General features: G+C 57.3%; 20 protein-coding genes and 3 pseudogenes. 6 read left to right on the top strand and 17 right to left on the bottom strand.

Annotated features, from left to right (window positions below):
- The 7 genes from H162_RS32130 to H162_RS0127250 all read right to left on the bottom strand — a co-directional run.
- On the bottom strand, nucleotides 1-347 hold a 347-nt coding region (locus tag H162_RS32130; protein WP_020656659.1), incomplete at its 3' end, for a transposase.
- Between the two features lie 59 nt (nucleotides 348-406).
- Nucleotides 407-1,072 (bottom strand): IS110 family transposase, encoded by a 666-nt coding sequence (locus tag H162_RS32125; RefSeq protein WP_229452294.1) that lies wholly within the window; start codon nucleotides 1,070-1,072, stop codon nucleotides 407-409.
- 125 nt (nucleotides 1,073-1,197) lie between these two features.
- Complete coding sequence (locus H162_RS0127270; RefSeq protein WP_020656657.1) at nucleotides 1,198-1,560, bottom strand: transposase; 363 nt, start codon at nucleotides 1,558-1,560, stop codon at nucleotides 1,198-1,200.
- A 227-nt stretch (nucleotides 1,561-1,787) separates the two neighbouring features.
- Nucleotides 1,788-2,888 (bottom strand): Gfo/Idh/MocA family protein, encoded by a 1,101-nt coding sequence (locus tag H162_RS32120; protein WP_020656656.1) that lies wholly within the window; start codon nucleotides 2,886-2,888, stop codon nucleotides 1,788-1,790.
- A gap of 2 nt (nucleotides 2,889-2,890) precedes the next feature.
- Nucleotides 2,891-3,205, bottom strand: a complete 315-nt coding sequence (locus H162_RS0127260) for a DUF1330 domain-containing protein (protein WP_020656655.1) — start codon at nucleotides 3,203-3,205, stop codon at nucleotides 2,891-2,893.
- Nucleotides 3,205-4,056, bottom strand: coding sequence for an enoyl-CoA hydratase/isomerase family protein (locus tag H162_RS0127255; RefSeq protein ID WP_026355167.1), 852 nt, complete (start codon nucleotides 4,054-4,056; stop codon nucleotides 3,205-3,207). Before H162_RS0127255 ends, H162_RS0127260 begins: the two co-directional genes overlap by 1 nt.
- Before the next feature lie 56 nt (nucleotides 4,057-4,112).
- On the bottom strand, nucleotides 4,113-5,222 hold the full coding sequence (locus tag H162_RS0127250) for a Gfo/Idh/MocA family protein (RefSeq protein ID WP_026355166.1): 1,110 nt from the start codon (nucleotides 5,220-5,222) through the stop codon (nucleotides 4,113-4,115).
- 131 nt (nucleotides 5,223-5,353) lie between these two features.
- Here H162_RS0127250 and H162_RS0127245 point away from each other — a divergent pair, with 131 nt between their 5' ends.
- Nucleotides 5,354-6,253 carry a LysR family transcriptional regulator gene (locus H162_RS0127245; protein WP_020656652.1) on the top strand — a complete coding sequence of 300 codons (900 nt, stop codon included), beginning with the start codon at nucleotides 5,354-5,356 and terminating at the stop codon, nucleotides 6,251-6,253.
- 467 nt (nucleotides 6,254-6,720) lie between these two features.
- Nucleotides 6,721-6,801, top strand: a pseudogene (locus H162_RS34500) (IS5/IS1182 family transposase); the annotation flags it as partial.
- Nucleotides 6,802-7,037: 236 nt separating this feature from the next.
- Here H162_RS34500 and H162_RS0127235 read toward each other — a convergent pair.
- On the bottom strand, nucleotides 7,038-8,036 hold the full coding sequence (locus H162_RS0127235) for an MBL fold metallo-hydrolase (protein ID WP_020656650.1): 999 nt from the start codon (nucleotides 8,034-8,036) through the stop codon (nucleotides 7,038-7,040).
- Nucleotides 8,037-8,213: 177 nt separating this feature from the next.
- Nucleotides 8,214-9,149, bottom strand: a complete 936-nt coding sequence (locus H162_RS0127230; RefSeq protein WP_026355165.1) for a LysR family transcriptional regulator — start codon at nucleotides 9,147-9,149, stop codon at nucleotides 8,214-8,216.
- A gap of 132 nt (nucleotides 9,150-9,281) precedes the next feature.
- On the opposite strand from H162_RS0127230, the gene H162_RS0127225 reads away from it, so the two are divergent.
- Both H162_RS0127225 and H162_RS0127220 read left to right on the top strand, forming a co-directional pair.
- Entirely contained in the window at nucleotides 9,282-10,295 is a 1,014-nt protein-coding gene (locus H162_RS0127225) for a zinc-dependent alcohol dehydrogenase family protein (RefSeq protein ID WP_020656648.1), read from the top strand.
- A 5-nt stretch (nucleotides 10,296-10,300) separates the two neighbouring features.
- Nucleotides 10,301-11,272 carry an LLM class oxidoreductase gene (locus tag H162_RS0127220; protein WP_020656647.1) on the top strand — a complete coding sequence of 324 codons (972 nt, stop codon included), beginning with the start codon at nucleotides 10,301-10,303 and terminating at the stop codon, nucleotides 11,270-11,272.
- A 279-nt stretch (nucleotides 11,273-11,551) separates the two neighbouring features.
- On the opposite strand, the gene H162_RS0127215 is transcribed toward H162_RS0127220, so the two are convergent.
- From H162_RS0127215 to H162_RS33610, 4 genes are all read right to left on the bottom strand, one after another.
- Nucleotides 11,552-12,355, bottom strand: coding sequence for a metallophosphoesterase (locus tag H162_RS0127215; protein ID WP_020656646.1), 804 nt, complete (start codon nucleotides 12,353-12,355; stop codon nucleotides 11,552-11,554).
- Nucleotides 12,356-12,654: 299 nt separating this feature from the next.
- Nucleotides 12,655-13,197, bottom strand: a complete 543-nt coding sequence (locus H162_RS0127210) for a 3'-5' exonuclease (protein ID WP_020656645.1) — start codon at nucleotides 13,195-13,197, stop codon at nucleotides 12,655-12,657.
- Nucleotides 13,198-13,487: 290 nt separating this feature from the next.
- Entirely contained in the window at nucleotides 13,488-13,883 is a 396-nt protein-coding gene (locus H162_RS34495) for a hypothetical protein (protein ID WP_156885834.1), read from the bottom strand.
- A 116-nt stretch (nucleotides 13,884-13,999) separates the two neighbouring features.
- A complete protein-coding gene (locus H162_RS33610) occupies nucleotides 14,000-14,707 on the bottom strand; it encodes an autoinducer binding domain-containing protein (RefSeq protein ID WP_084677148.1) in 708 nt (235 codons plus the stop codon).
- 355 nt (nucleotides 14,708-15,062) lie between these two features.
- Here H162_RS33610 and H162_RS33605 point away from each other — a divergent pair, with 355 nt between their 5' ends.
- The gene (locus H162_RS33605) at nucleotides 15,063-15,395 is read left to right on the top strand and encodes a helix-turn-helix domain-containing protein (RefSeq protein ID WP_084677147.1); all 333 of its coding nucleotides are present in this window, start codon (nucleotides 15,063-15,065) and stop codon (nucleotides 15,393-15,395) included.
- A gap of 176 nt (nucleotides 15,396-15,571) precedes the next feature.
- Here H162_RS33605 and H162_RS35875 read toward each other — a convergent pair.
- The 4 genes and pseudogenes from H162_RS35875 to ppsA form a co-directional block, all read right to left on the bottom strand.
- Nucleotides 15,572-15,694 (bottom strand): annotated as a pseudogene (locus H162_RS35875) (IS30 family transposase); the annotation flags it as partial.
- Between the two features lie 256 nt (nucleotides 15,695-15,950).
- Nucleotides 15,951-16,481: pseudogene (locus H162_RS32115) on the bottom strand (SPFH domain-containing protein); the annotation flags it as partial.
- A gap of 39 nt (nucleotides 16,482-16,520) precedes the next feature.
- Entirely contained in the window at nucleotides 16,521-16,943 is a 423-nt protein-coding gene (locus H162_RS0127200; protein ID WP_020656643.1) for an NfeD family protein, read from the bottom strand.
- A 198-nt stretch (nucleotides 16,944-17,141) separates the two neighbouring features.
- A complete protein-coding gene (gene ppsA, locus H162_RS0127195; protein WP_026355164.1) occupies nucleotides 17,142-19,577 on the bottom strand; it encodes a phosphoenolpyruvate synthase in 2,436 nt (811 codons plus the stop codon).
- A 186-nt stretch (nucleotides 19,578-19,763) separates the two neighbouring features.
- Here ppsA and ppsR point away from each other — a divergent pair, with 186 nt between their 5' ends.
- Nucleotides 19,764-20,612 carry a posphoenolpyruvate synthetase regulatory kinase/phosphorylase PpsR gene (gene ppsR, locus H162_RS0127190; RefSeq protein ID WP_026355163.1) on the top strand — a complete coding sequence of 283 codons (849 nt, stop codon included), beginning with the start codon at nucleotides 19,764-19,766 and terminating at the stop codon, nucleotides 20,610-20,612.
- Nucleotides 20,613-20,839 lie beyond the last annotated feature (227 nt).

The following is a 20,839-nucleotide window of genomic DNA, read 5'->3' as shown; positions in this document are numbered from 1 at the left end:
CTTACGGCCACAGTCCTGCGTCCAGCCAGTGTACTGTGCCGGGAGTTTCTATTCATGAGGGCCACGGGCAACCGTGTGGGGCGGTTTTTTAATATGGATACGTCTTCTCGCAACTGGCGGTTCTCTTGCTCCAACTGCCGGATCCGCTGCTGCTCGGGCGTCAAGGGATTGCCAATGCCGGGCTGGCCGGACTGCTCGGCATTGTATTGATCCACCCAGCGACGAATGGCACTCGGGCCAATGCTCATGCTCTCGCTTACATGCTGAACACTGAGACCCTGTTCTTTGATCATTTTGACGACCTCAAGCTTGAAGCTGGGATCGAAACTACGGCGCTGCCTTGTCATGCAAATCTCCTCGGATGGTGGATTGTCCACCTATCGAGGTGTCCGGGCAAATTAAACCACTACACGGGCTGGTAATTGCCGACGAGTGCAGCCCGGATCGTCTCGATGCTTTCCTTGCAGCGGACGTCGCGCATGGCGGCCAATTTGTCGGGATCACGCTCGCCACCGACGATGGCGCGGATGATCCGCATGCCGGTAACGCCAGTAATCGTAGCGATCACGTGATGCAGCTGGATGTTCATGAAAGTCAGCGCCTTCTGCATGTGCTGGATATGGGCGGCGGCGTAATCGGTATGCCGCTCGCGTGCACGCAGGTATGCCCTCAGCTCTGCGATATCTCGACCAGGACGGAAACTGGCACGTAGCAGCCCGCATGCATGTAGTCGTTGCAGCCATTGCGCATCGTTGACATCACTCTTCCTGCCAGGGACGGCGCGTGCTTCCCGGGCGTTGGCCAAAATCACCTCGAGGCCGCGCGACTCCAGCACTTCGAAGGCCGCGACCCAGTAGACGCCGGTCGATTCCATCACCACCGTCCTGGTGCCGGTCCCGACGAGCCAATCGGCCATCCGTTCCAGATCGCTGGTAAAAGCCTGGAACGTCTGCACTGGTTCGTCGCATAGATCTGGACTGACGGCGGCAACATGAAAGCGCGAACCGATATCGACAAAGGGATGAATGATCGGAAGCCCGGCAGGCTTCGACGGTGATCTGGCTTTTGGCATGGTCCGCCCTCCTGGATAGGAGCAGGACGGGGACTCGGATTTGATCAATTTCCTAAACGGGGTCGCTTGACAGCACCGCCACGGATGAGTCCGCAGCTTCCCCTGGGCCAGGTTTTTTGACGGGGTCAAGCCTCCAAGAAGCTTACGGCCACAGTCCTGCGTCCAGCCAGTGTACTGTGCCGGGAGTTTCTATTCATGAGGGCCACGGGCGACCGTGTGGGGCGGTTTTTTAACACTTCCACATCACTACGAAGTTGGCGGTTTTCCTGCTCCAGCTGGCGAATACGCTGCTGCTCAGCGGTAAGTGGATTACTAATGCCCGGCTGGCCTTGTTGCTCAGCCTCGTATTGCTCCATCCAGCGACGGATCGCCGTCACGCCAATATCCATTGTCTGGCTGACGTGCGAGATGCTGAGCCCTTGTTCCTTGATCATGCGGACGACCTCCAGCTTGAAGCTGGGGTCAAAACTGCGGCGTTGCCTTGTCATGTAAAACTCCTCTGAAGGTGAATTATCCACCTATCGAGGTGTCCGGGAGCATTAGACCATCACAGGTAGACTCTGCTGGGCGCGAGATAAAATCGTTCGCATCCATTAGGCCGTAGAACTCGCGGTAGCCATGGCGTGGGACTGGACGGTACTTCCGCCATGGCGTCTACATCAAGCGCCTTGTCGCTGGTGTGATAACCGCGCAGTGCAAGTACGCAATGCATTCTTCACGAGGCATCACCTGCGGCGAAGAATGCCGCCGAGCTGGCGTTGATCTGGTCGATCAGGTGGTGCTGGCGGACTGCGTCCTCGAAGCTGGTCACCTCATCGGTGCCCTTCGCCTTATCCTTGGCGTACGTGCTGTACAGGTAAGCGACGTCCTGGGCGCTCGCGTCCATGTCCGACACCGGCAGATAGGCGTATTCAGCGGGCACCGGCAATTCGGCAAAGGCGGCGGCACCGCTCTTCATACCTTCGATCTTGTGGTCGGCCTCGTTCTGGAAAGCGTGCGGATTGGTGACGCGTAGCACGCCGTCAGTGCCCATGATGTCGATCTGCAGGCCGGTGCGATGGGCCTGACCTCCCTCGAGCTGTACGGAGAACAGCGCGCTGTCGGCAAGCGTTCCAATGACCATGACTTCGTTCGCGCTAGCGTACAGCACCTGCTCGCCGGTCTCGGCAAGTGTTGTCATAGGAAACTGGACCTTCGCGACAGCAGAGAGGCGCTCTGGGAAGCCCACCGTGCTGAACAAGACGTCGTGAAAATGACCACCGTAAATCGACAGCAGGTGCGTGAAGTTCGCGTCGTTAAGGACCCATTCGACGGCCTTCGGCATTACCGGGCCGAAGGCATCCACCCCGACCGACATGCGCACCGCACGCAGCCTGCCAACATAGTTTTCTTGCATCAAGTCCTTCAGGTAACGCACTGCAGGCGAGAAACGACGTTGCAGGCCAATCACGTGTTTCACGCCTTTTGTCTTTGCCTGGGCCAGGATGTGTTCCGACTCAGCAGTGCTGGTCGACAGAGGCCATTCCGAATACACATCTTTGCCTGCTGCGATGACAGCGGCAGAGAGCCGGCCATGTTCTGATGTTGGAGCGAGCACCACGACAAGGTCGATTTCGGGGTGCGCGATCAATTCTTCGGCACTGCCAAACGCCATGTCGATGCCAAATTCATCGGCATATTTCTGCACTTTGTCCTTATTGCGCCCAGCCAGGGCAACAACCTTAAAGCCGTCAAGAGCCTGCAGGACGGGAATGTGGCCATAACGTGCCCAGCCACCAGTTCCGATGATGCCGACGCGGATACATTGTTTGGTCATGATTAGTCTTTGCTGACAAGCGTTGCTGGTGAAATACCTTCGACGATGAAGACGCGATACTCGGCACCCTTTAGACGATGCTTCAGCGCCTCCTGATAAGCAGGGCTGTGGTAAGCACCTTGGGCATCCGCAAGTGTTGGGAATTGGAGAACAACCGCGCCATCTACCCGGGGCCCCTCGAGTGTCTCCACCACTCCGTAATACGCGAGTGGCGTAATCGGATAGCCGCTCGAGGCCGCGGGAGCACTTTCCTCATACTTCTTGAACTCAACGGGGTCAAGGATGCGATCGCGCACGTAGATCATATAGGCGGTCATCAGGCGCCTCCTGGCTTGCCGGTAGCAGGGAGATCGCCCAGGCGCTCGGCCATGTTCAGTTCGAAATCGCCGACTTTTCCCAAGCCGGCATCAAGCAACTTGGCGAATGCATGTTGCGCTTCGGGCCACAGGTCAACGCCCTGGAGGATATGGTTCGAGGTCCACAGGTCGCCTTCGGAGGGAACACCTGCGCGACCATTAACCATTTTCTTCCCTGTCTCCAGCGCGCGCTTCTCGAACCGTCCCATGCGCTCAGCCAAGGCATCCACGAACGCGTCCAGCTCGGCGTCTGGGATTGAACGGTTTACGAAGCCGTAGCGCTCGCCGATATCGGCATCAAAGTCGTCGGGGCTGCAGACGATCTCCAAGGTCCTGGAGCGGCCTATCAAGGCAGAAAGCCACTCGACCCCTCCGCCGCCCGGAATTGACGAGCCGCCCACCTCGATCAGTGCAAACTTTGCCCGTTCTTTTGAGGCGAAGCGCATGTCACAGGCCAAGGCAAACTCGAAGCCCTGCGCCCGCGCCCGGCCGCGCACTTTCGCGATGCTCACGACCGATGACTGCGCCAGGCGAGTCACGAATTTCGGCCAGTTGCCAAAAAACGGCATTGCACCAGGCTGGTCTGGCACGGCCAGGCGATTTTCGACATCATGGTGGTTCATGAAGAAATCCTCATCGCTGCTCTCGAACACGACCACCTTCAGGTCCTTGTCCTTCTCAATATCGTCCATCAGGACATTAAGCTCCGCGAACATTTGCGGATCGAAGAGGTTCAACGGCGGGTTGCCGATAACGACGCGCCAGTAGGCCGGCGATTGCTGAATAACAGAGAGACGTTTAGCTGAGGACATGTCAGGTACCTTTAAATAATATTCGGTGGTAGAGGATGCTGGCGCGTCAACCAGCGTCAGAGCGGGACACGTTCCCCGCTGGCCGAGGATGCAGAGAAAGCGTCGAAGAGCTGGTGCATGCGCAGCGCATCGGCGAAGGTCGGCGCTACATGGGTACCATCGCGCAGATCGCGAGCAAAGGCAGCATAGAGTTGGCCAAGTTCTACCACCGAAGGAGGTAGGTGGGACGGTGGCATCCAGTTGAAGTGCTCTGGCACGGACATGACTTGTAGGACCGCGTCACCGGCCTTTGCGCCCTCGATAAGGTAATCCTGATCTCCAAACGCATTGCCATTGGTAATACGGAGATCGCCTTCGGTACCGGTAATCTCGATCTGGACGCCGGTACCGTGGTATTTGCCGCCTTCGACATGCGCTGAATAAGCACCTATTGAACCAATGCGACCGATGGCGACGAGCTGTTCAAGACTGGTATTGGGCACTTTGGCGCCGGTTTCCTCGATCGTCACTTCAGGAAACTGATTCATCTGAATTGCTGAAACATCGGTCGGCCAACCTGTAGCTGCAAACAGCATGTCAAGGAAGTGCCCGGCGTAGATCGTAACGACATTGGCAAAGTTCTCGATCGGCAGCGACCATGACAGCGATTGCCAGCGGCGCTCTCCCAAGTATGGGATGCTGACGTGAATGCGGACTGAACGGATCGCTCCGACAAAGCCTTTTTCAAGCAACTCAAGCACATAACGGTTGTGCGGCGCTAGGCGTCGCTGCAATCCCACTAAATGGCGAGCGTTGTTGTCCTGTGCGAGCTTCAGCAACTCCGCAGCGATTGCACTTGTGGTCGTCAACGGCCACTCGCAATACACATCCTTGCCGGCAGCCAGCGCCAGACGCACGCTCTCGGCATGTTGTGGCGTCGGTGTCGCCACGACCACAAGGTCGACGTCAGGATGGTTCACCAGTTCCTCCGGTGTTGCAACCAGATACTTGAAACCATGGTTCTGCGCCGCTTGTTCTGCTACCGCTCTGCGGCGTGCATACACTGCAGTGAGTTCGTAGTCGGGCAAAAGCTTCAGCACACGAACATGTCCGTTGAGCGCCCATGCTCCCGCACCGATTAGGCCTACACGAATTGGTTTGCGGTCTTTGTTTTCATTGTTGTTCATATGCACCCGTGTCTGTAGCAACAGCTGCACCAAGCAACCGTTTATCGACCACCATGTTAGGCTCACGGCTGTAATAGATAAAGTAGGTAGGCCTTCATTACATCTGTGATTTTTTGTCAGCAAAGGTAGGTATGGATAAACTAAGCGGGCTGGAAGTGTTTGTGCAAACTGCAGTCGCTGGAAGCTTCGTCGGCGCTGGCCGCGCTCTAGGTCTGACACCATCCGCTGTCAGCAAAAGCATCTCGCGACTTGAGGAGCGCGTGGGGGTACGACTGTTTCAGCGGAGCACGCGCTCGGTCAAACTAACTTCGGAGGGTCAGGTCTTCCTGGAGCGCTGCCGCCGCATCATCGGAGAAATCGACCTGGCGGAGAACGAACTGTCGGCCATGTCTGATAAGCCTCGCGGACGGTTGAAGATCGGTCTCCCGTTAGCGGGCGGATTGCCGCTGCCAGTGATTTCGGCATTCATGCAAACGTACCCCGACATCGAATTGGACCTGGATATTACTGACCGCGTCTCTGACGTGATCGGTGAAGGCTTGGACGCTGTCATCCGTGGCGGGGAGTTGAATGACTCACGGTTGATGTCCAAGCGGTTGGGCTCGTTCAGACTGCATTTAGTGGCGGCACCTGCCTACCTAGCTGAGAGGGGTGAGCCAACCAAGCCGGCTGACCTGGCGCAGCACGCGTGTTTGCATTATCGCTACCCAACTTCTGGCAAGCTGGAGCCTTGGCCCGTTCGTCACTTGCGAACGGCTGCGGGAGAATTGGCATTGCCAATGACTATGGTTGTCAGCAGCCTCGAGGCGCTTCTTTATCTCGCTCAGGCCGGGCGAGGAATCACTTGCCTTCCTGACTTTTCGATTAAAGAAGCATTGGCCGGTGGTCAGTTAAAAACTGTTTTAGACAGGTACATGACCCGATCTACCACCTTCTGGATTCTGTGGCCAAGCAGCAAGCAAATGACGCCGAAGGTTCGCGCCTTCGTTGATTTCGTGGCGGCACGCTTCAAATACGGTCTGGTAGCGTGACAAAGGACTTCCGTTCCTAGATATGCTTGAACTGGAGCATTTCGTCTGAACGAACGGCAGCCTTGGGTCGGTTTTAGACGCTCAAGCTGGTTCGCTTTCGGCCAAGCGTACTGGCAAGAATAGCGTTGGAACGCTAAGCAGATTATTTGGTACTCTAACTAGATGTGAGACGGCGCCGCTCGAGCTGCGGCGTGACGAACAATTGGAACGTGATCACTCCGATAATCCCCAGGATTAGCTCGGTGTACTAGGTTGTCACCGCTACCAGTTTGATTGGTACCTACCCTGGGCCGGCCGGCAATGTGCTCGCAGGCAGCCTCACCGGATCGACGACAAGATTAAGTCGGAACGTGCGAGGGCCAGATGCGCTCGTGTAATCAGGGGGCAAGCTGCGCTGCGCGCTCTACTTTCTAATCGTATCGACCGTGACTTGAGGGGCCGATGCTCCGATTACAATACCGGTGAGCTTACCGTGGGAATATCTGCCGCGTGAACTCGGCTGCGGCAGCGGCATGACGTGCTGGCGTGGTCTTCACGAATGGAGAAGGCCACGCCCGAAGCCTTGCAGGCGCACCTGAAAGCGGAGATCGATAAGTGGGGACCGATCTATGAAAAGGCCGGAGCCTTTGCGGACTGACAGCCGTTCGCTCCAAGATCGCTCAGGGCTGAACAAGCTAGGGCTACTACCTTCGGCACTTTCGGCTCATGTGTACTCTGGTAGAGAATGCAAAAAGCCCATCGGCCAAAGCCGATGGGCTTTCTCAAAGGTCGCGGAGATAGCCGATTACTTTTTGTTTGGTGGAAGATCGCCGTATTCGACCGGGACCCACGCATAGCCTTTGCCTTTACCTTCGCTACGGACGTGGCCAATGCCTGGGAAGGGATGATGTGCCGCCGCGACGAGCCAGCCGCTACGGGCAGTCTCGGCCAGGACACGCTGGCGTGACGCAACCGCGGCCTTAGGCTCTACATCAACCTCGATCGTCACTTCCGGATGCGGCAGTTGCACGGCGTGGAAGTGAACAATATCGCCCCAGACTAGCATCTTGTCCGCACCAGACGTTACCAAATAGGACGAGTGGCCCGGCGTATGGCCATTCGACGGCACGACACTGATACCTGGCACGATCGCGTCACCATCGCTGAAAGTCTTGAATCGACCTTTGGCCGAATACGGTGCAACCGCATCCTGTGCCATCTTGAGGAAAGAACGCTGTGCTTCAGGCAGGCGCGATGCTGAAGCAGCATTCAACCAAAAGTCGGCGTCCTTTTTGGCTGCCCAAACGGTAGCGTTTGGGAACGCAGCTTTACCGTCAGGTGCGGTGATCCCACAGGCGTGGTCGGGGTGCATGTGGGTCAGCAAAACAGTATCAACGTCCTCTGGCTTGAAACCCGCCGCCTTCAGATTTTGAACCATCCGCCCCATGGTCGGTCCGAAGCAGTCGGAAGAACCGGAATCGATCAGCACCAAGTTCGACCCGGTGCGTACAACAAACGCATTTACAGCAGTCTGGATGCTCGCGTTTTTCGCTTGAAACATGCGTGCGATGCTTTGCTGGATCTGCTGCTGGCTCAGTCCGGAGAGCGCCTTCGGATCGAGCGCAACGTAACCGTCGTAGACCGCCGTCACTACAGCATTGCCGACCTGTTGACGATAGAAACCGGGTACCTGGGTTTGCTCGACAGGCGCTGCTGCGTGCGCTGAAGAGATACCGACAAGGGCGCCGACAAGAGCGCTGGAAATGATGCGACGCGACAGTGAAGAGAGGTCTTGGATTTTCATGTTGAGCTTTCAGGGCAAAGAATCTATTAGCTGCTGCCGGTACATACCGACAGAACAAAGTCTAATTCAGTCATTCAATGCCAGTAAGTCCATAAAAATCTCAATAGTCCATCCTGTGATTCCATAATTCTATTTTGCCTATGTGCCGTACTACTTTTTCCACATTACCGACGGGCGCTAGCCTTCAAACCCATCCGATTGTGCGTTGAAAATATCGGGACGCTTCTCGGCCAAGGTGACGAGCGTATCAACCGCCACCCTGACTTTGGGCTGCAGGTGCCATGTCTTCTGCCAGATGACGTGGATTGGCATTGACCCACCAGAAATCTCTGGCAGGACCTGGATTAGTCCGCCCATGCGGATGGCATCCCCAGCCAACCACGTAGGAAACTGCGCCAGTCCGCAGCCACTCAGGCATGCATTGAGCATCGCATCGCCATCAGGGAGTTCATGGCGAATCGGCACCTCATGAGGCTCGATCGTGCCACTCCCCCCCTTCAGCAACCATGTTGGCTTGTTCCCGCGGCGCCACCCAACCAGACAATCGTGCTGCAGCAGGTCCGCATAAGTGGTGGGTATGCCTTTCCTTGTCAGATAGGCAGGGGAAGCGCAGATCACCATATGCTGCTCCCCTAAACGACGAGCGATCAGATCAGGGTAGTCTCCAAGTGTCCCAATGCGGACTGCCAGATCAATCCCTTCGCTAACCATATCGGCGGCCTGATCGCGCAGAAGAAAGGACAGGTCGAGCCTTTCATGGCGAGTTGCCAGCTCGAGAAGTGTGGGAACGATATGCCGGCGTCCAAACGTGGTCGGCAAGTCGATTCGCAAACGCCCGATTGGCTCACGATGGCCCGTTGCCAGGAAGGACTCGGTTTGGTCGAGCTCTTCGAGGATGCGTCGGCAGCTCAGCAGGTAAGCCTCGCCTTCGTTGGTCAGGTCAATCCGGCGTGTCGTACGGTGCAGCAATTGCACGCCGAGCCTGGCTTCAAGCCTGGAAATACTTTTGCCCACAGCCGATCCGGTCACGCCTAGTTGGGCCGCCGCTGCCGTCAGACTGCCCTTCTCGATCGCTAATACAAATTCACGAATTCCTGCAAAACGATCTTCCATAAGACACCTTATTGTGGACCCTGAGGATGGAAAGTTAGGAATTTTAGCTACTAACTCAAATGCGTGGAACTAATTAAACTCTTTCCTCATTGAGCACCGCCTCGGTCCTCACTTCTACCAATGGAGAACTACATGAAAGCATGGCTGCTGAAAGATTTCGGTTTAAAAAATCTGGAACTCGGCGAAGTACCGACCCCGGTCCCCCTGCCTGGTGAGTTGCTGGTGAAGGTCGGTGCCGTGTCGCTGAACTTCCGCGACAAGGCCATCGTTGACGGTATCTACGAACCACACCTGGTGCCGAAGAATCTTATTCCGGTATCGGATGCAGCCGGCATGGTGGTCGCCGTGGGCGATGGCGTCACCCGCTTCAAGATCGGCGACCGCGTTAACTCGCACCTGTATTCGCGCTGGCTCGACGGCGCCCCGGGCCCGGACGAACCCGCATACTGCTTCGGCATGCCGCTGCCTGGCGGCTTGGCGGAATACATGATCATCCACGAAGACAGTGCCGTGCGTGCTCCGGCCGGAATGAGCGATGAAGAAGCGTCGACTCTGCCGATCGCGGCGCTTACAGCTTGGTACTCGCTGATGGACGTCGGTAACCTGCAGCCCGGCCAGACCGTTCTGGTGCAGGGTACCGGCGGCGTATCGATCTTCGCAGCCCAGATCGCTGCGGCGCACGGCGCCCGTGTGATCGCCACCTCGAGCAGCGATGCCAACCTCGATAAAGTGAAAGCGCTGGGGGTGAGCGACGGCGTCAACTACCGCACCCACCCGGACTGGGAAAAGAAGGTCTTAGAACTGACCGGCGGTAAGGGCGTCGATATCACTATCGACGTGGCGGGCGGCGACGGCTTGAACAAATCGGTGCTGGCGACCAAGGCCGCCGGTGTGATCGCGCAGGTCGGATTCCTGACCGGACAGACTGCACAATTGCAGCTCATGCCATTGATCTTCCGCCAGACGACGATCCGCGGCATCGCCGTGGCGCCGCGCACCTCGTTCGACCGCATGAATCCCTTCCTCGACCAGCACGGCATCCGACCCGTGATCGACAAGGTCTACGCATTCGGCGAAGCCGTGCAGGCTTACGAGCACCTGGCGCGCGGACCGTTCGGCAAGGTCGTAATCAAGGTCGCCGATTGATCAATATGGAGGACGTCAGTCACCATCCAGGGTTTCTGCGCATGTTCGCGCCGGATCACCTCACCCTCGGGTTTATCCTGCCGCTGGAAGCCTACCCCGATACCCCTGCGCCGACGATGCGCGACCATGCCGCCATGACCCGCTATGCCGACGAGGCGGGTTTCGCGGGCCTGTGGGCACGGGATGTTCCCCTCTACGACCCCATGTTCGGGGACACTGGGCAGATGTACGAGCCCTTCACCTACCTGGGCTATTTGGCAGGCAATACGCAACGGATCGCCCTTGCCACCGGCAGTGCCGTGATCACGCTGCGCCATCCGCTACACCTGGCCAAGCAGGCGACCACGGTCGATCAGTTATCAAGCGGACGCATGGTGCTGGGTATCTCTTCGGGTGACCGGCCGACGGAATATCCGGCCTTCGGCGTCGAACACGATTTTGAATCGCGCGGCGAGCGTTTCCGCGACGCCTTTGGCATGTTCTCCGCAGCAACCAGGCAGTCCTTCCCGCGCTACGCGTCGGATCGTTTCGGGCACCTGGACGGCGGGCTCGATCTGGTTCCCCGTCCTGCACACGGGCGCATCCCCGCGATCGTGACCGGCCGCAGCCGCCAGGAGATGGAATGGATCGCACAGCATGCCGACGGGTGGCTGTACTATTTCGTGCCGCCCGAGCAGGTGGCTCCCTTGATCGGCATGTGGCGTGCCCTTACCCGCCAGGCGGCCGGCGAGACGGCTTTCAAACCGTTCGCGCAGGGGCTGTTCTTCGACCTTGCGGACGACCCGAATCATCCGGTACAGCGTATCCATTCCGGCATTCGCGCCGGGAGGAATACGCTGGTCGATTACCTCGCCGCGTTGCAGAAGCTCGGTGTCAATCATGTCGCCATGAATTTGAAAGCCAGCCGCAGGCCTGCGGCGGAGGTATTGCAGGAGCTGGCGGAATACATGCTGCCGGTGTTCCCGTCCAACTCTTGAGGCCAGAATCCGGCGCTTGGGAAGCCCGATGCGTCCGCCCGATTAAGGCCATATTGGAATATACTTTATCGATATTTGCCGGGTTACGCCCTGCTTGGCATAAATAGAATGGGTCGCACTAAGTACTTGGCCATAAATAAATGTGATTTTTGGCTGCCATAACCGGCGCGCTGCTGCGTTGGCCCTTGCTAGCAGTGCTCGCACTGCGGCAGAGCGTCCTCCTTGCACCGTATCCGGTTCAGTTTGCCAAAAATTTGGCATTTATTTCCGGACAAGTACTTAGGATTGCAATCGCCCGTCAAGTTCCAGCTCAATAACGAAGTTTGGGTCGAAATTCTCATTCTCCGCTCCCCCGCCCCGCATTATGTAGCCGAGAGGATTAGCTACTACGCGGCACCTCCCTAATTGGTAGTCAAAGCTGGTGTGTGTGTGGCCGTGAATACAGACGTCGGCCTTCACCACCATGCTGTCGAGATTCGAAGCAAACGCAGCGGAGACGGGATCTGCGGCATATTCCGGCGCAATAGAGCGCATCGAAGGCGCCATATGGGTCACGACGACAGTGCGGCCGGCAAATGGCTCGTTAAGCTTCTTAGCGAGCCATTCTTTTTGTATTGCGTGTAGCCGCGCCGTGTCCTGAGGGTGCAATTTTCTGTACCCAGTCGCCGCGACCCTAATGCGCTGGTAGTCGTTCATCACCGCCCGAGCGTCCAACATAGCACTCCACCTGTGATCAGGGCCGAAAAGCGCGAAATCGGTCCAGAGTGTTGCGCCCAGAAAGCGAATCCTAGAGATCACATATTCTCCGCAATCAAGGTAGTGCACGTTTGGGTAGATCCCGCATTTCTGAAGGATCGCGTCCCCAATCTTCTCGAAGGCCTCACCAAAATACTCATGATGGCCGGCGATGTATAGCACGGGCACCTTGGGAAAGGCCCCTGCGGCCCTTGCCGGGGCTCGGGACTTTGTGTGGATATCGCCGGCCAAGATAACAACGTCCGGTTTGCTGATAGACGTGTCGATCCGAGGCAAACGCCCACGCCATACCTCTAGGTGAAGGTCCGATAAAACAAGCAACCGCATGCTGAATTCCTAGGAAACCCCACATTAATTGGATGAAAGCATGAAAAGACAGACGGAAGAACGGGTCAAGACTTCCATAGCTTCCGCCTAATAAAGTTCTGCTTCTGACCTGTCGTTTTGAGAATTGTGGCGATGCGGTGGAAGGTTAGGAATCGCTCCAGGCTGTGTAAACCACCGGCGTGATGTTGCCGCCGCTGAGCTCTACCCTCTAAAATGGCTATTACGGCACTTTCGCAGGTAACCTGACTTCTGAAAACGTACTGACTTCACGTTTTACACAGCTAAACCCAAAGTAGACCTCACTGTTTATCGAACGAGCACAGAGAGAAAGGGAGCAAGCGGGCAATATTTTGCGCGTCGGACACGGCGCGGTGGTGCTTGCCTTCGAGCTCCAGTCCGACGATTCTAAGCGCAGTGGCCATGCCAACCTGTTTGATGCGGCGCATTTTGGCGAAGCGCGCCTTCAAGTTGATGTGGGCAAGGCCGATAAGCGGACTCGCGATGCCATGTCTGGCACAGTCGCGTTCGAGTTGGCGGGCATCGTAGTTGCCCCAACTGCCCCAATACTGGCCACGATGCAGGCGGGTGAACGCAGCCAGATCAGCAGCTACAGTCGACCAATGGGGCGCAGCGTCGACCTGCGTTTGCTGAATATGTGTCAAGCCGGTGCAGAACTGAGTGAGTTGTGCATGCTCAACGGGACGCACGAAACTTTGCAGAATGTCTCTCACGTCGCCTGCAGGCGTCGCCCATACGGCGGCAAGTTCGATAATTTCCATTTCGTGAGACTCAATGCTGCCATCGTCGGCACAAGTTGCTTCGAGGTCGATAACGAGGATCATGTTTTGGACTTTGATGGGACATCGAACGTGATTCCTTAGTATTGGGCCAGAGCCTAAAGTGGCCGCAATCCTGCGGCTCACAGCAGGGAGAAGCAGGAACGTTAAGGACTAGGAATCACTAGATGTCAGATCGGGACCATCCCACGCGCTGGAAGCAGGTCCGTGTTACCTAAGACAACATTGCCATTGCATACAACATCAAGATAGTCAACGTTAAACCATTAGCTTAAGCCATATCGGAGACGCTCGTCTTAGCAAAATTTATTTGCAAGTGCACTAACTTTAAAATCTTATAAACCACAATTTTTCTGAATGAATTCCACACGTCGATTTGTGAAAATTGTCTCGAAGGTAGCGGCGCTCACTTTAATGTCACTAAGCCGGCTCACCTCTTCAAGAGCGAGCTCAAGCCGATACTCCCGAAAACGATCGATTATTTCGCTAAAACTTATGCGGATTTGGGCAGCCCCAGATTTTTTCAATAATAAATTAGAAACCAAAACCATCGGGGCATTGAAGTAGTCTGTAGACTCACCATCGTCCATCTGTAGAACTTGATCCAGACTATAGCTAATATGGCGAAGCCAATGATCGGATAGATTGCATGGAAGTGCAGCCTCTGCACCTCGTGAAACTACTTCAGCCTCCAGTTGCAGGAGGTCAATAACCGGTAAATCGTACTTCATCGTTCCTCTTTAGTTCCTCGCATATATTTCTCGGTACACCTTGAATTCAGTGATAGCTCGATATTACTATAAAATAATCCCTAGATAAACTACCAAATCTGGTAGCGCGAAAATCACTATAACAAGTGCAGCAGCAAAGCCTTTACTACCACTTGCGTTTTATTCAGCGCGTTTAGTTTCGCCGATGCTTGTTTAATGTGAAAATTGACAGTATTTCTAGATATTGAAAGAAGATTTGCAACGTCCTCAGCCGTTTTTCCATCAGCAGTCCACCTTAACACTTCAATTTCACGAGGTGTGAGCTTAGCATCTGCTTCGGGGATAAAATCCTCGGCCGCCTGATCTAAACACTTTACGCCAAAAATTTCGCTAAGACGGATGAATTCAGGAGAAAGTAACTCTAACTCTCTTGAACCGACGTCCGTATGACCACGGGCAATTGACAACATCCCAGTTACTCCTTTCGAATGACGGACCAAAATAGAAAGCCCATATTTCAGGTCGTGCGCCGCAGCCTCTTCCCAGAACACTTGAGCGCAGCCATGTGTGTCCGACCAGCGAGCCGGACCGTTCTTATAGAGCACATGAGGTATAGTTGGATCAATTGCAAGGTATTTTGAATTCTTATATTTTTCCCGCCAGCTCGCCGCATAGTTATTCTCCAGAATTATTTTTGGCCTTGCCACAGGAATAGGCAAAAGAATCCCCGTCGCACAATAGTCGAATCCAAGCTCGCGACAACGTGCTTCCAAATATTCAAACTGATTTCCCGTACTAGAAATCACGGCGTGATAATCACGCTCAGTTGTTTCCCGTTTACGCACTTTTAGAGGCTAGCAATGATCCTTGCGGATATTTATGTGATGGCTGCACCCATTCGGAATGGTTTTGGCACCATTAATTCCGGTAGCTGCACTTAGGCTCAGCAGGCTTGAAGAATTGATCAGCGCCGTGAAGGGGTTAAAGCTAACCTGCTTGAGTAACAGGATTCGGAGTGAACAGTGGCCGAGAGAGCGTCTTGACGACGCACACCCCATGCTTTGTCAGATTCGCTAGTTCATCGAGCGACACTCTACGCAAAACCTTTTGATGCACACTGAGCGCACCGGTTAGGGCGCACCTGACGAATTCTACGTTTTTCGTAGAGAAAAAACCAGCACAAACTACGACTATCGTAGAATGACTTCTCGCAATGCCTCACCTAACATAATTTTCGGCCGACGCCTCCGCCAAGCTCGTCAATGTCGCAATCTAGCCCAAGACGAACTGGGCGTTATGGCTGGCTTGGAAGAGTCGTCCAGTAGCGCAAGGATGAGTCGCTACGAAGGCGGTGTTCATGAGCCTCCGTTCCAGTTTGTTGAAGCTCTAGCTAAGGTTTTGGGTGTATCACCTGCGTACTTTTACTGTCCAGAGGATCGTCTCGCTGACATCATCCTCATCTATTCGCGCATGCCTGAGACAAAATGCCAAGCGCTTTATCAGGCGGCAAAAGACCTCGATGAGCCGAATTGAGCTTGCCACTACTGATGGCAATGTAGGCGCGCGAACGGAAAGCGCCGCCTGGCGACGATAGTCAAGGCCACAGCGGCTAGCGCCTCGTCCCACGGTTTGCGCTCCCGGCACCTACAGCATCCAGGCGCCGCGCGCAGCAGTGCGATCCCGAGAACTTGCCGAAGCGGTGCCCCAATTACTGGAAAGTGGTTGCGGTCAAACAGTTGGGCAATCTTTTGAAGAGGATCGTCTTGGCGACACCATTCCCACATGAGCGCCTTCTAACTAGCCGAGTAATAAATACGTGGCCTCTGCTTCATGTGAACACTCCTCCATACGTCCTAGAGTGTTGCGCTCACCAGTTGAATCCACGATCCAAAGCAGTCGTTCGACGCCATGGTCTGTTTCGCCCACTCGCGGCGGGCTTGTACTGGTAGAGAATCGTCTCCTTAAATGTAACCCTGCCATGGAACTTTGTCACAAGCTCCCAGCCGCAAATTAGTTACAATTTAGTACAATGTACTATTTTAAGTAGTTGATTTTAAAGTACTAGTTATATAACAGGGGGGAGTTGCGCTGCATCGCATGCAGGATCTCGCTCGGCGGCGTCAGGTCCTTGATCTCGTAGCGCAGCACCTTCACGCCCCAGTTCGCGGCCGACTCGTCGATCGCGTTGACGATGGTGGTGTTGATGTGGTCGCGCTCCTCGAAGGTCTTGTCGAGTTCCATCTTGCCGATCACCGAGCGCAGCGTGGTCTGGGCCAGCTGGGTGATCGCCTGGATGTAGTTCGAGGACCCGTAGGAGGCGCGCATGGCGTCGGTCACCTGGAAGTACAGGATGCCGTCGACCTGCAACTGGGTGTTGTCGCGCGTGATGCAGACCTGGGGCGGCACGTCGAGCGGGATCTCCTTCAGGCTGTGCTTGTAGGCGATGCGGTCGATGAAGGGCACCACGATGTTCAGGCCCGGCGCCAGGGTGGCGTGGTACTTGCCGAGCCGCTCGACCACCCAGGCATGCTGCTGGGGCACCACATTGATCGTCTTGAACACGAACACCAGCGCGATGAGGAAGACCACCAGCGCGACCAACCCGAACGATATTTCCATGTGCATCCCTCTTTCTTTTCCTGGTTATTCTTGATGTGTTCAGGCGTCCGCGACGATCAGGCGGTTGCCCTGTACCTCGACGATCTCGAAGTCGCCCGGCCGGGCCGGGGCGCCGGCGCGCAGCTCGACATCCCACAGCGCGCCGCGGTACATCACGCGCGCGCGGCGGTCCTGCCACTGCGGCACGGTGACGCGCTGGCCGATGTCGAGGTTGATGCTGGGGTCGTTCGCCGCGCCGCGCCGCGAGGGCCGGCCGAAACGGCTGCGGTGCAGCACGAAGGTCGCGCCGAGGCCGACCGCCGCGGCGCTCAAGGTCTGCAGCGGCCCGCTGACGCCCACGAAGGCCGCCAGCGCCCCGAAGGCCAGGCCGATGGCGACCATCAGCAGGTAGAAGGTGCCGGTGAACAGCTCGGCGATTACCAGGATGCCGGCTCCGATCAGCCAGCCTGCCCAGTCGGACATGGCGTTGTCTCCTCAATCTCGTTTTGGAATGAAAAAACCCCCGTTACCCGTGACGGGTAGCGAGGGTTCTGCGAGTTCGTGCAGTGCGTGTGGCTAGCTTTATCGGCAACGAAATCATCACCTCCAGTGTAGCATCCGTGACGGCATCCGCCCAGCCTCGGAATGCGGCGCCGCCCCGGCGCCGCATGGCATGCATGCTTACATCGCGGCCAGCTTCTGCCAGGTGGCGATCACCGAGTCGGGGTTCAGCGACATCGATTCGATGCCTTCTTCCACCAGCCACTGGGCGAAGTCCGGGTTGTCGGATGGGCCCTGGCCGCAGATGCCGATGTACTTGCCCTGCGCGCGGCAGGCCTTGATCGCCATCGACAGCATGGCTTTCACGGCCGGGTCGCGCTCGTCGAAGTCCTTGGCCAGCAGTTCCATGCCCGAGTCGCGGTCCAGGCCCAGGGTGAGCTGGGTCAGGTCGTTCGAACCGATCGAGAAACCGTCGAAGAACTCGAGGAAGCGCTCGGCCAGGATCGCGTTGGACGGCACTTCGCACATCATGATCAGGCGCAGGCCGTTCTCGCCGCGCTTCAGGCCATTCTTGGCCAGCAGCTCCACCGTCTTCTCGGCCTGGCCCAGGGTACGGACGAAGGGCACCATCAGCTCGACGTTGGTCAGGCCCATGTCGTTGCGCACGCGCTTCATGGCCGCGCATTCCATCTCGAAGGATTCGGCGAAGTCCTCGGCCAGGTAGCGCGCGGCGCCGCGGAAGCCCAGCATCGGGTTCTCTTCGTCCGGCTCGTAGCGCGAACCGCCGATCAGCTTCTTGTACTCGTTCGACTTGAAGTCGGACAGGCGCACGATCACCGGTTTCGGCCAGAACGCGGCCGCGATGGTGGCCACGCCTTCGGCCAGCTTGTCGACGTAGAAGGCGCGCGGCGAAGCGTGGCCCCTGGCCACCGACTCGACCGCTTTCTTGAGGTCGGCGTCGATGTTCGGGTACTCGAGGATCGCCTTCGGGTGCACGCCGATGTTGTTGTTGATGATGAACTCGAGACGCGCCAGGCCCACGCCGTTGTTCGGCACCGACTGGAAGTCGAAGGCCAGCTGCGGGTTGCCGACGTTGAGCATGATCTTGGTCTTGATCGGCGGCAGTTCGCCGTTGTTGACCTCGGTGATCTCGGTTTCCAGCAGGCCGTCATAGATCTTGCCCTCGTCGCCTTCGGCGCAGGACACGGTGACGAAGGTGCCGTCCTTCAGCACTTCGGTGGCGTCGGCGCAGCCGACCACCGCCGGCACGCCCAGTTCACGCGCGATGATCGCCGCGTGGCAGGTGCGGCCGCCGCGGTTGGTGACGATCGCCGAGGCGCGTTTCATGACCGGCTCCCAGTTCGGGTCGGTCATGTCGGCCACCAGCACGTCGCCCGGCTGCACGCGCTCCATCTCGGACGGGTCGGTGATCACGCGCACGGGACCGGCGCCGATCTTCTGGCCGATCGCGCGGCCACTGGTCAAGACGGTGCTAGACCCCTTCAGGCTGAAGCGCTGCTGGGTATCGGTGGCCTTCTGCTGCGACTTCACCGTTTCCGGGCGCGCCTGCAGGATGTACAGCTGGCCGTCGCGGCCGTCCTTGCCCCACTCGATGTCCATCGGGCGGCCGTAGTGGTTCTCGATGATGACCGCGTACTTGGCCAGCTCGACGATTTCCTCATCCTTGAGCGAATAGCGGTTGCGCATCTCGATCGGCACGTCGACGGTCTTGACCGAACGGCCGGCCTTGGCCTCGGCGGTGAATTCCATCTTGATCAGCTTGGAGCCGATGTTGCGGCGGATGACCGGCGACTTGCCCTGCGCGAGCATCGGCTTGTGCACGTAGAACTCGTCCGGGTTGACGGCGCCCTGCACCACCGTTTCGCCCAGGCCGTAGCTGGAGGTGATGAAGACCACGTCCTTGAAGCCCGACTCGGTGTCGATGGTGAACATCACGCCCGAGGCGCCCAGGTCGGAACGGACCATGCGCTGCACGCCGGCCGACAGCGCGACCTCGGCGTGGGTGAAGCCTTTGTGGACGCGGTACGAGATCGCGCGGTCGTTGTAGAGCGAGGCGAACACGTGCTTCATCGCTTCCAGCACGTTGTCGATGCCGACCACGTTGAGGAAGGATTCCTGTTGGCCGGCGAAGGAGGCGTCCGGCAGGTCTTCGGCGGTGGCCGAGGAGCGCACCGCGAACGAGACTTCGGTCGCGGAACCGGCCACCAGGCGCTCGTAGAACGAACGGATGTCCTGCTCCAGGCGCGGCTGGAACGGGGTGGCGACGATCCACTGGCGGATCTCGGCGCCGGCCGCGGCGAGCGAACGGACGTCGTCGACGTCCAGGCCTTCGAGGCGGGTGGCGATGCGATCGCCCAGCGAAGGGCCGCCGTCGACGCTATGGTTGAGGAAATCGCGGAAGGCGTCGGCCGTGGTCGCGAAGCCGGTCGGCACGCGCACGCCGGCGCCTGCCAGCTGGCTGATCATTTCGCCGAGCGAGGCATTCTTGCCGCCGACCGACTCGACGTCGGTCATGCGCAGGTCCTCGAACGAAGCCACGTAAGTGCGGCCGGCCTGGTCGGGTTCCTTCAGTACTGCAGTTGCGAGGTTAGTCATGGTAAAACACCCTTACTTGATGATAGAAACCTGTTGGTGCAGTGCTGGGCGCGGGGACTGTTCTTGTTATTCTGTCCGGCGTGCAGCACAATGCAAATCCCGTTGCAGAGCATTTTAACCCGTGACAGGGTGATGTACAGCACATAGTCCTTGAAGTTTGTCATCACGGCTTAGCATTTCGACACCATGACCGAAGAAATCTCTCCTCTCCTCCCGCCGTCTTTACGCACGGTGTTTTTCGTTTCGGACGGCACCGGCATCACGGCGGAGACCTTCGGCCATGCGGTGCTGAGCCAGTTCGAGATGCGTTTCCGGCAGATCCGGCTCCCCTTCATCGACTCGATCGAGAAGGCCTACGACGCGGCGCGCCGCATCAACGAGAGTTTCGAGCGCGACGGACAGCGGCCGATCGTGTTCTCGACCCTGGTCAAGAACGACCTGTCGAGCGTGATCCGGGCCTCGAACGGGATGCACATGGACCTGTTCCAGACCTTCGTCGCGCCGCTCGAGCAGGAACTGAACGTCAAGTCGACGCACACGATCGGGCGCATCCACAATGCGGTGGACACCGAGGAATACAAGAACCGCATCGAAGCGATCAACTTCTCGCTGGCGCACGACGATGGCCAATCGCACAAGAACCTGGCGGAAGCGGACGTGATCCTGGTCGGCGTGTCGCGCTCCGGCAAGACCCCGACCAGTCTCTATCTGGCGATGCAATACGGCCTGAAAGCCGCCAACTACCCCCTGATCCCCGACGATTTCGAGCGCGGCAGGCTGCCCTCTTCCCTGCCGCCCTTCAAGAGCAAACTGTTCGGCCTGACGATCACCCCCGAGCGCCTTTCGCAAATCCGCAACGAACGCCGCGCCGGCAGCAAGTATGCGTCGCTTGAAAACTGCCGTTACGAAGTCAACGAAGCCGAGCAGCTGATGCGCCGCGAAGGCATCCGCTGGCTCTCCTCGACGACCAAATCGATCGAAGAAATCGCCACCACGATCCTCCAAGAAATCAAACCCGACCGCCGCGAATATTAATACGGCCGGATTTACCAATGGGGTCAGAGTCGAATTGCCGAGAAATTCCCCAGAATTTCCGTTAATGCGACTCTGACCCCATTTTTTCTCACAACACAAATCCAAACCACAATTAGGGTCAGAGTCTAATGCCGTTAAGTTAGGGATGGCGGACGTCGGAGTCGGCGTTCTGGATAGCGTTGCGGTTTGGCTTTGGTGACCCGATCGAACTTTCGGCCGGGTCGATA

The sequence above is a fragment of the Massilia niastensis DSM 21313 genome, assembly GCF_000382345.1.
Taxonomy (GTDB): domain Bacteria; phylum Pseudomonadota; class Gammaproteobacteria; order Burkholderiales; family Burkholderiaceae_D; genus Telluria; species Telluria niastensis.
This window is presented reverse-complemented; position numbering and strand designations above follow the sequence as displayed.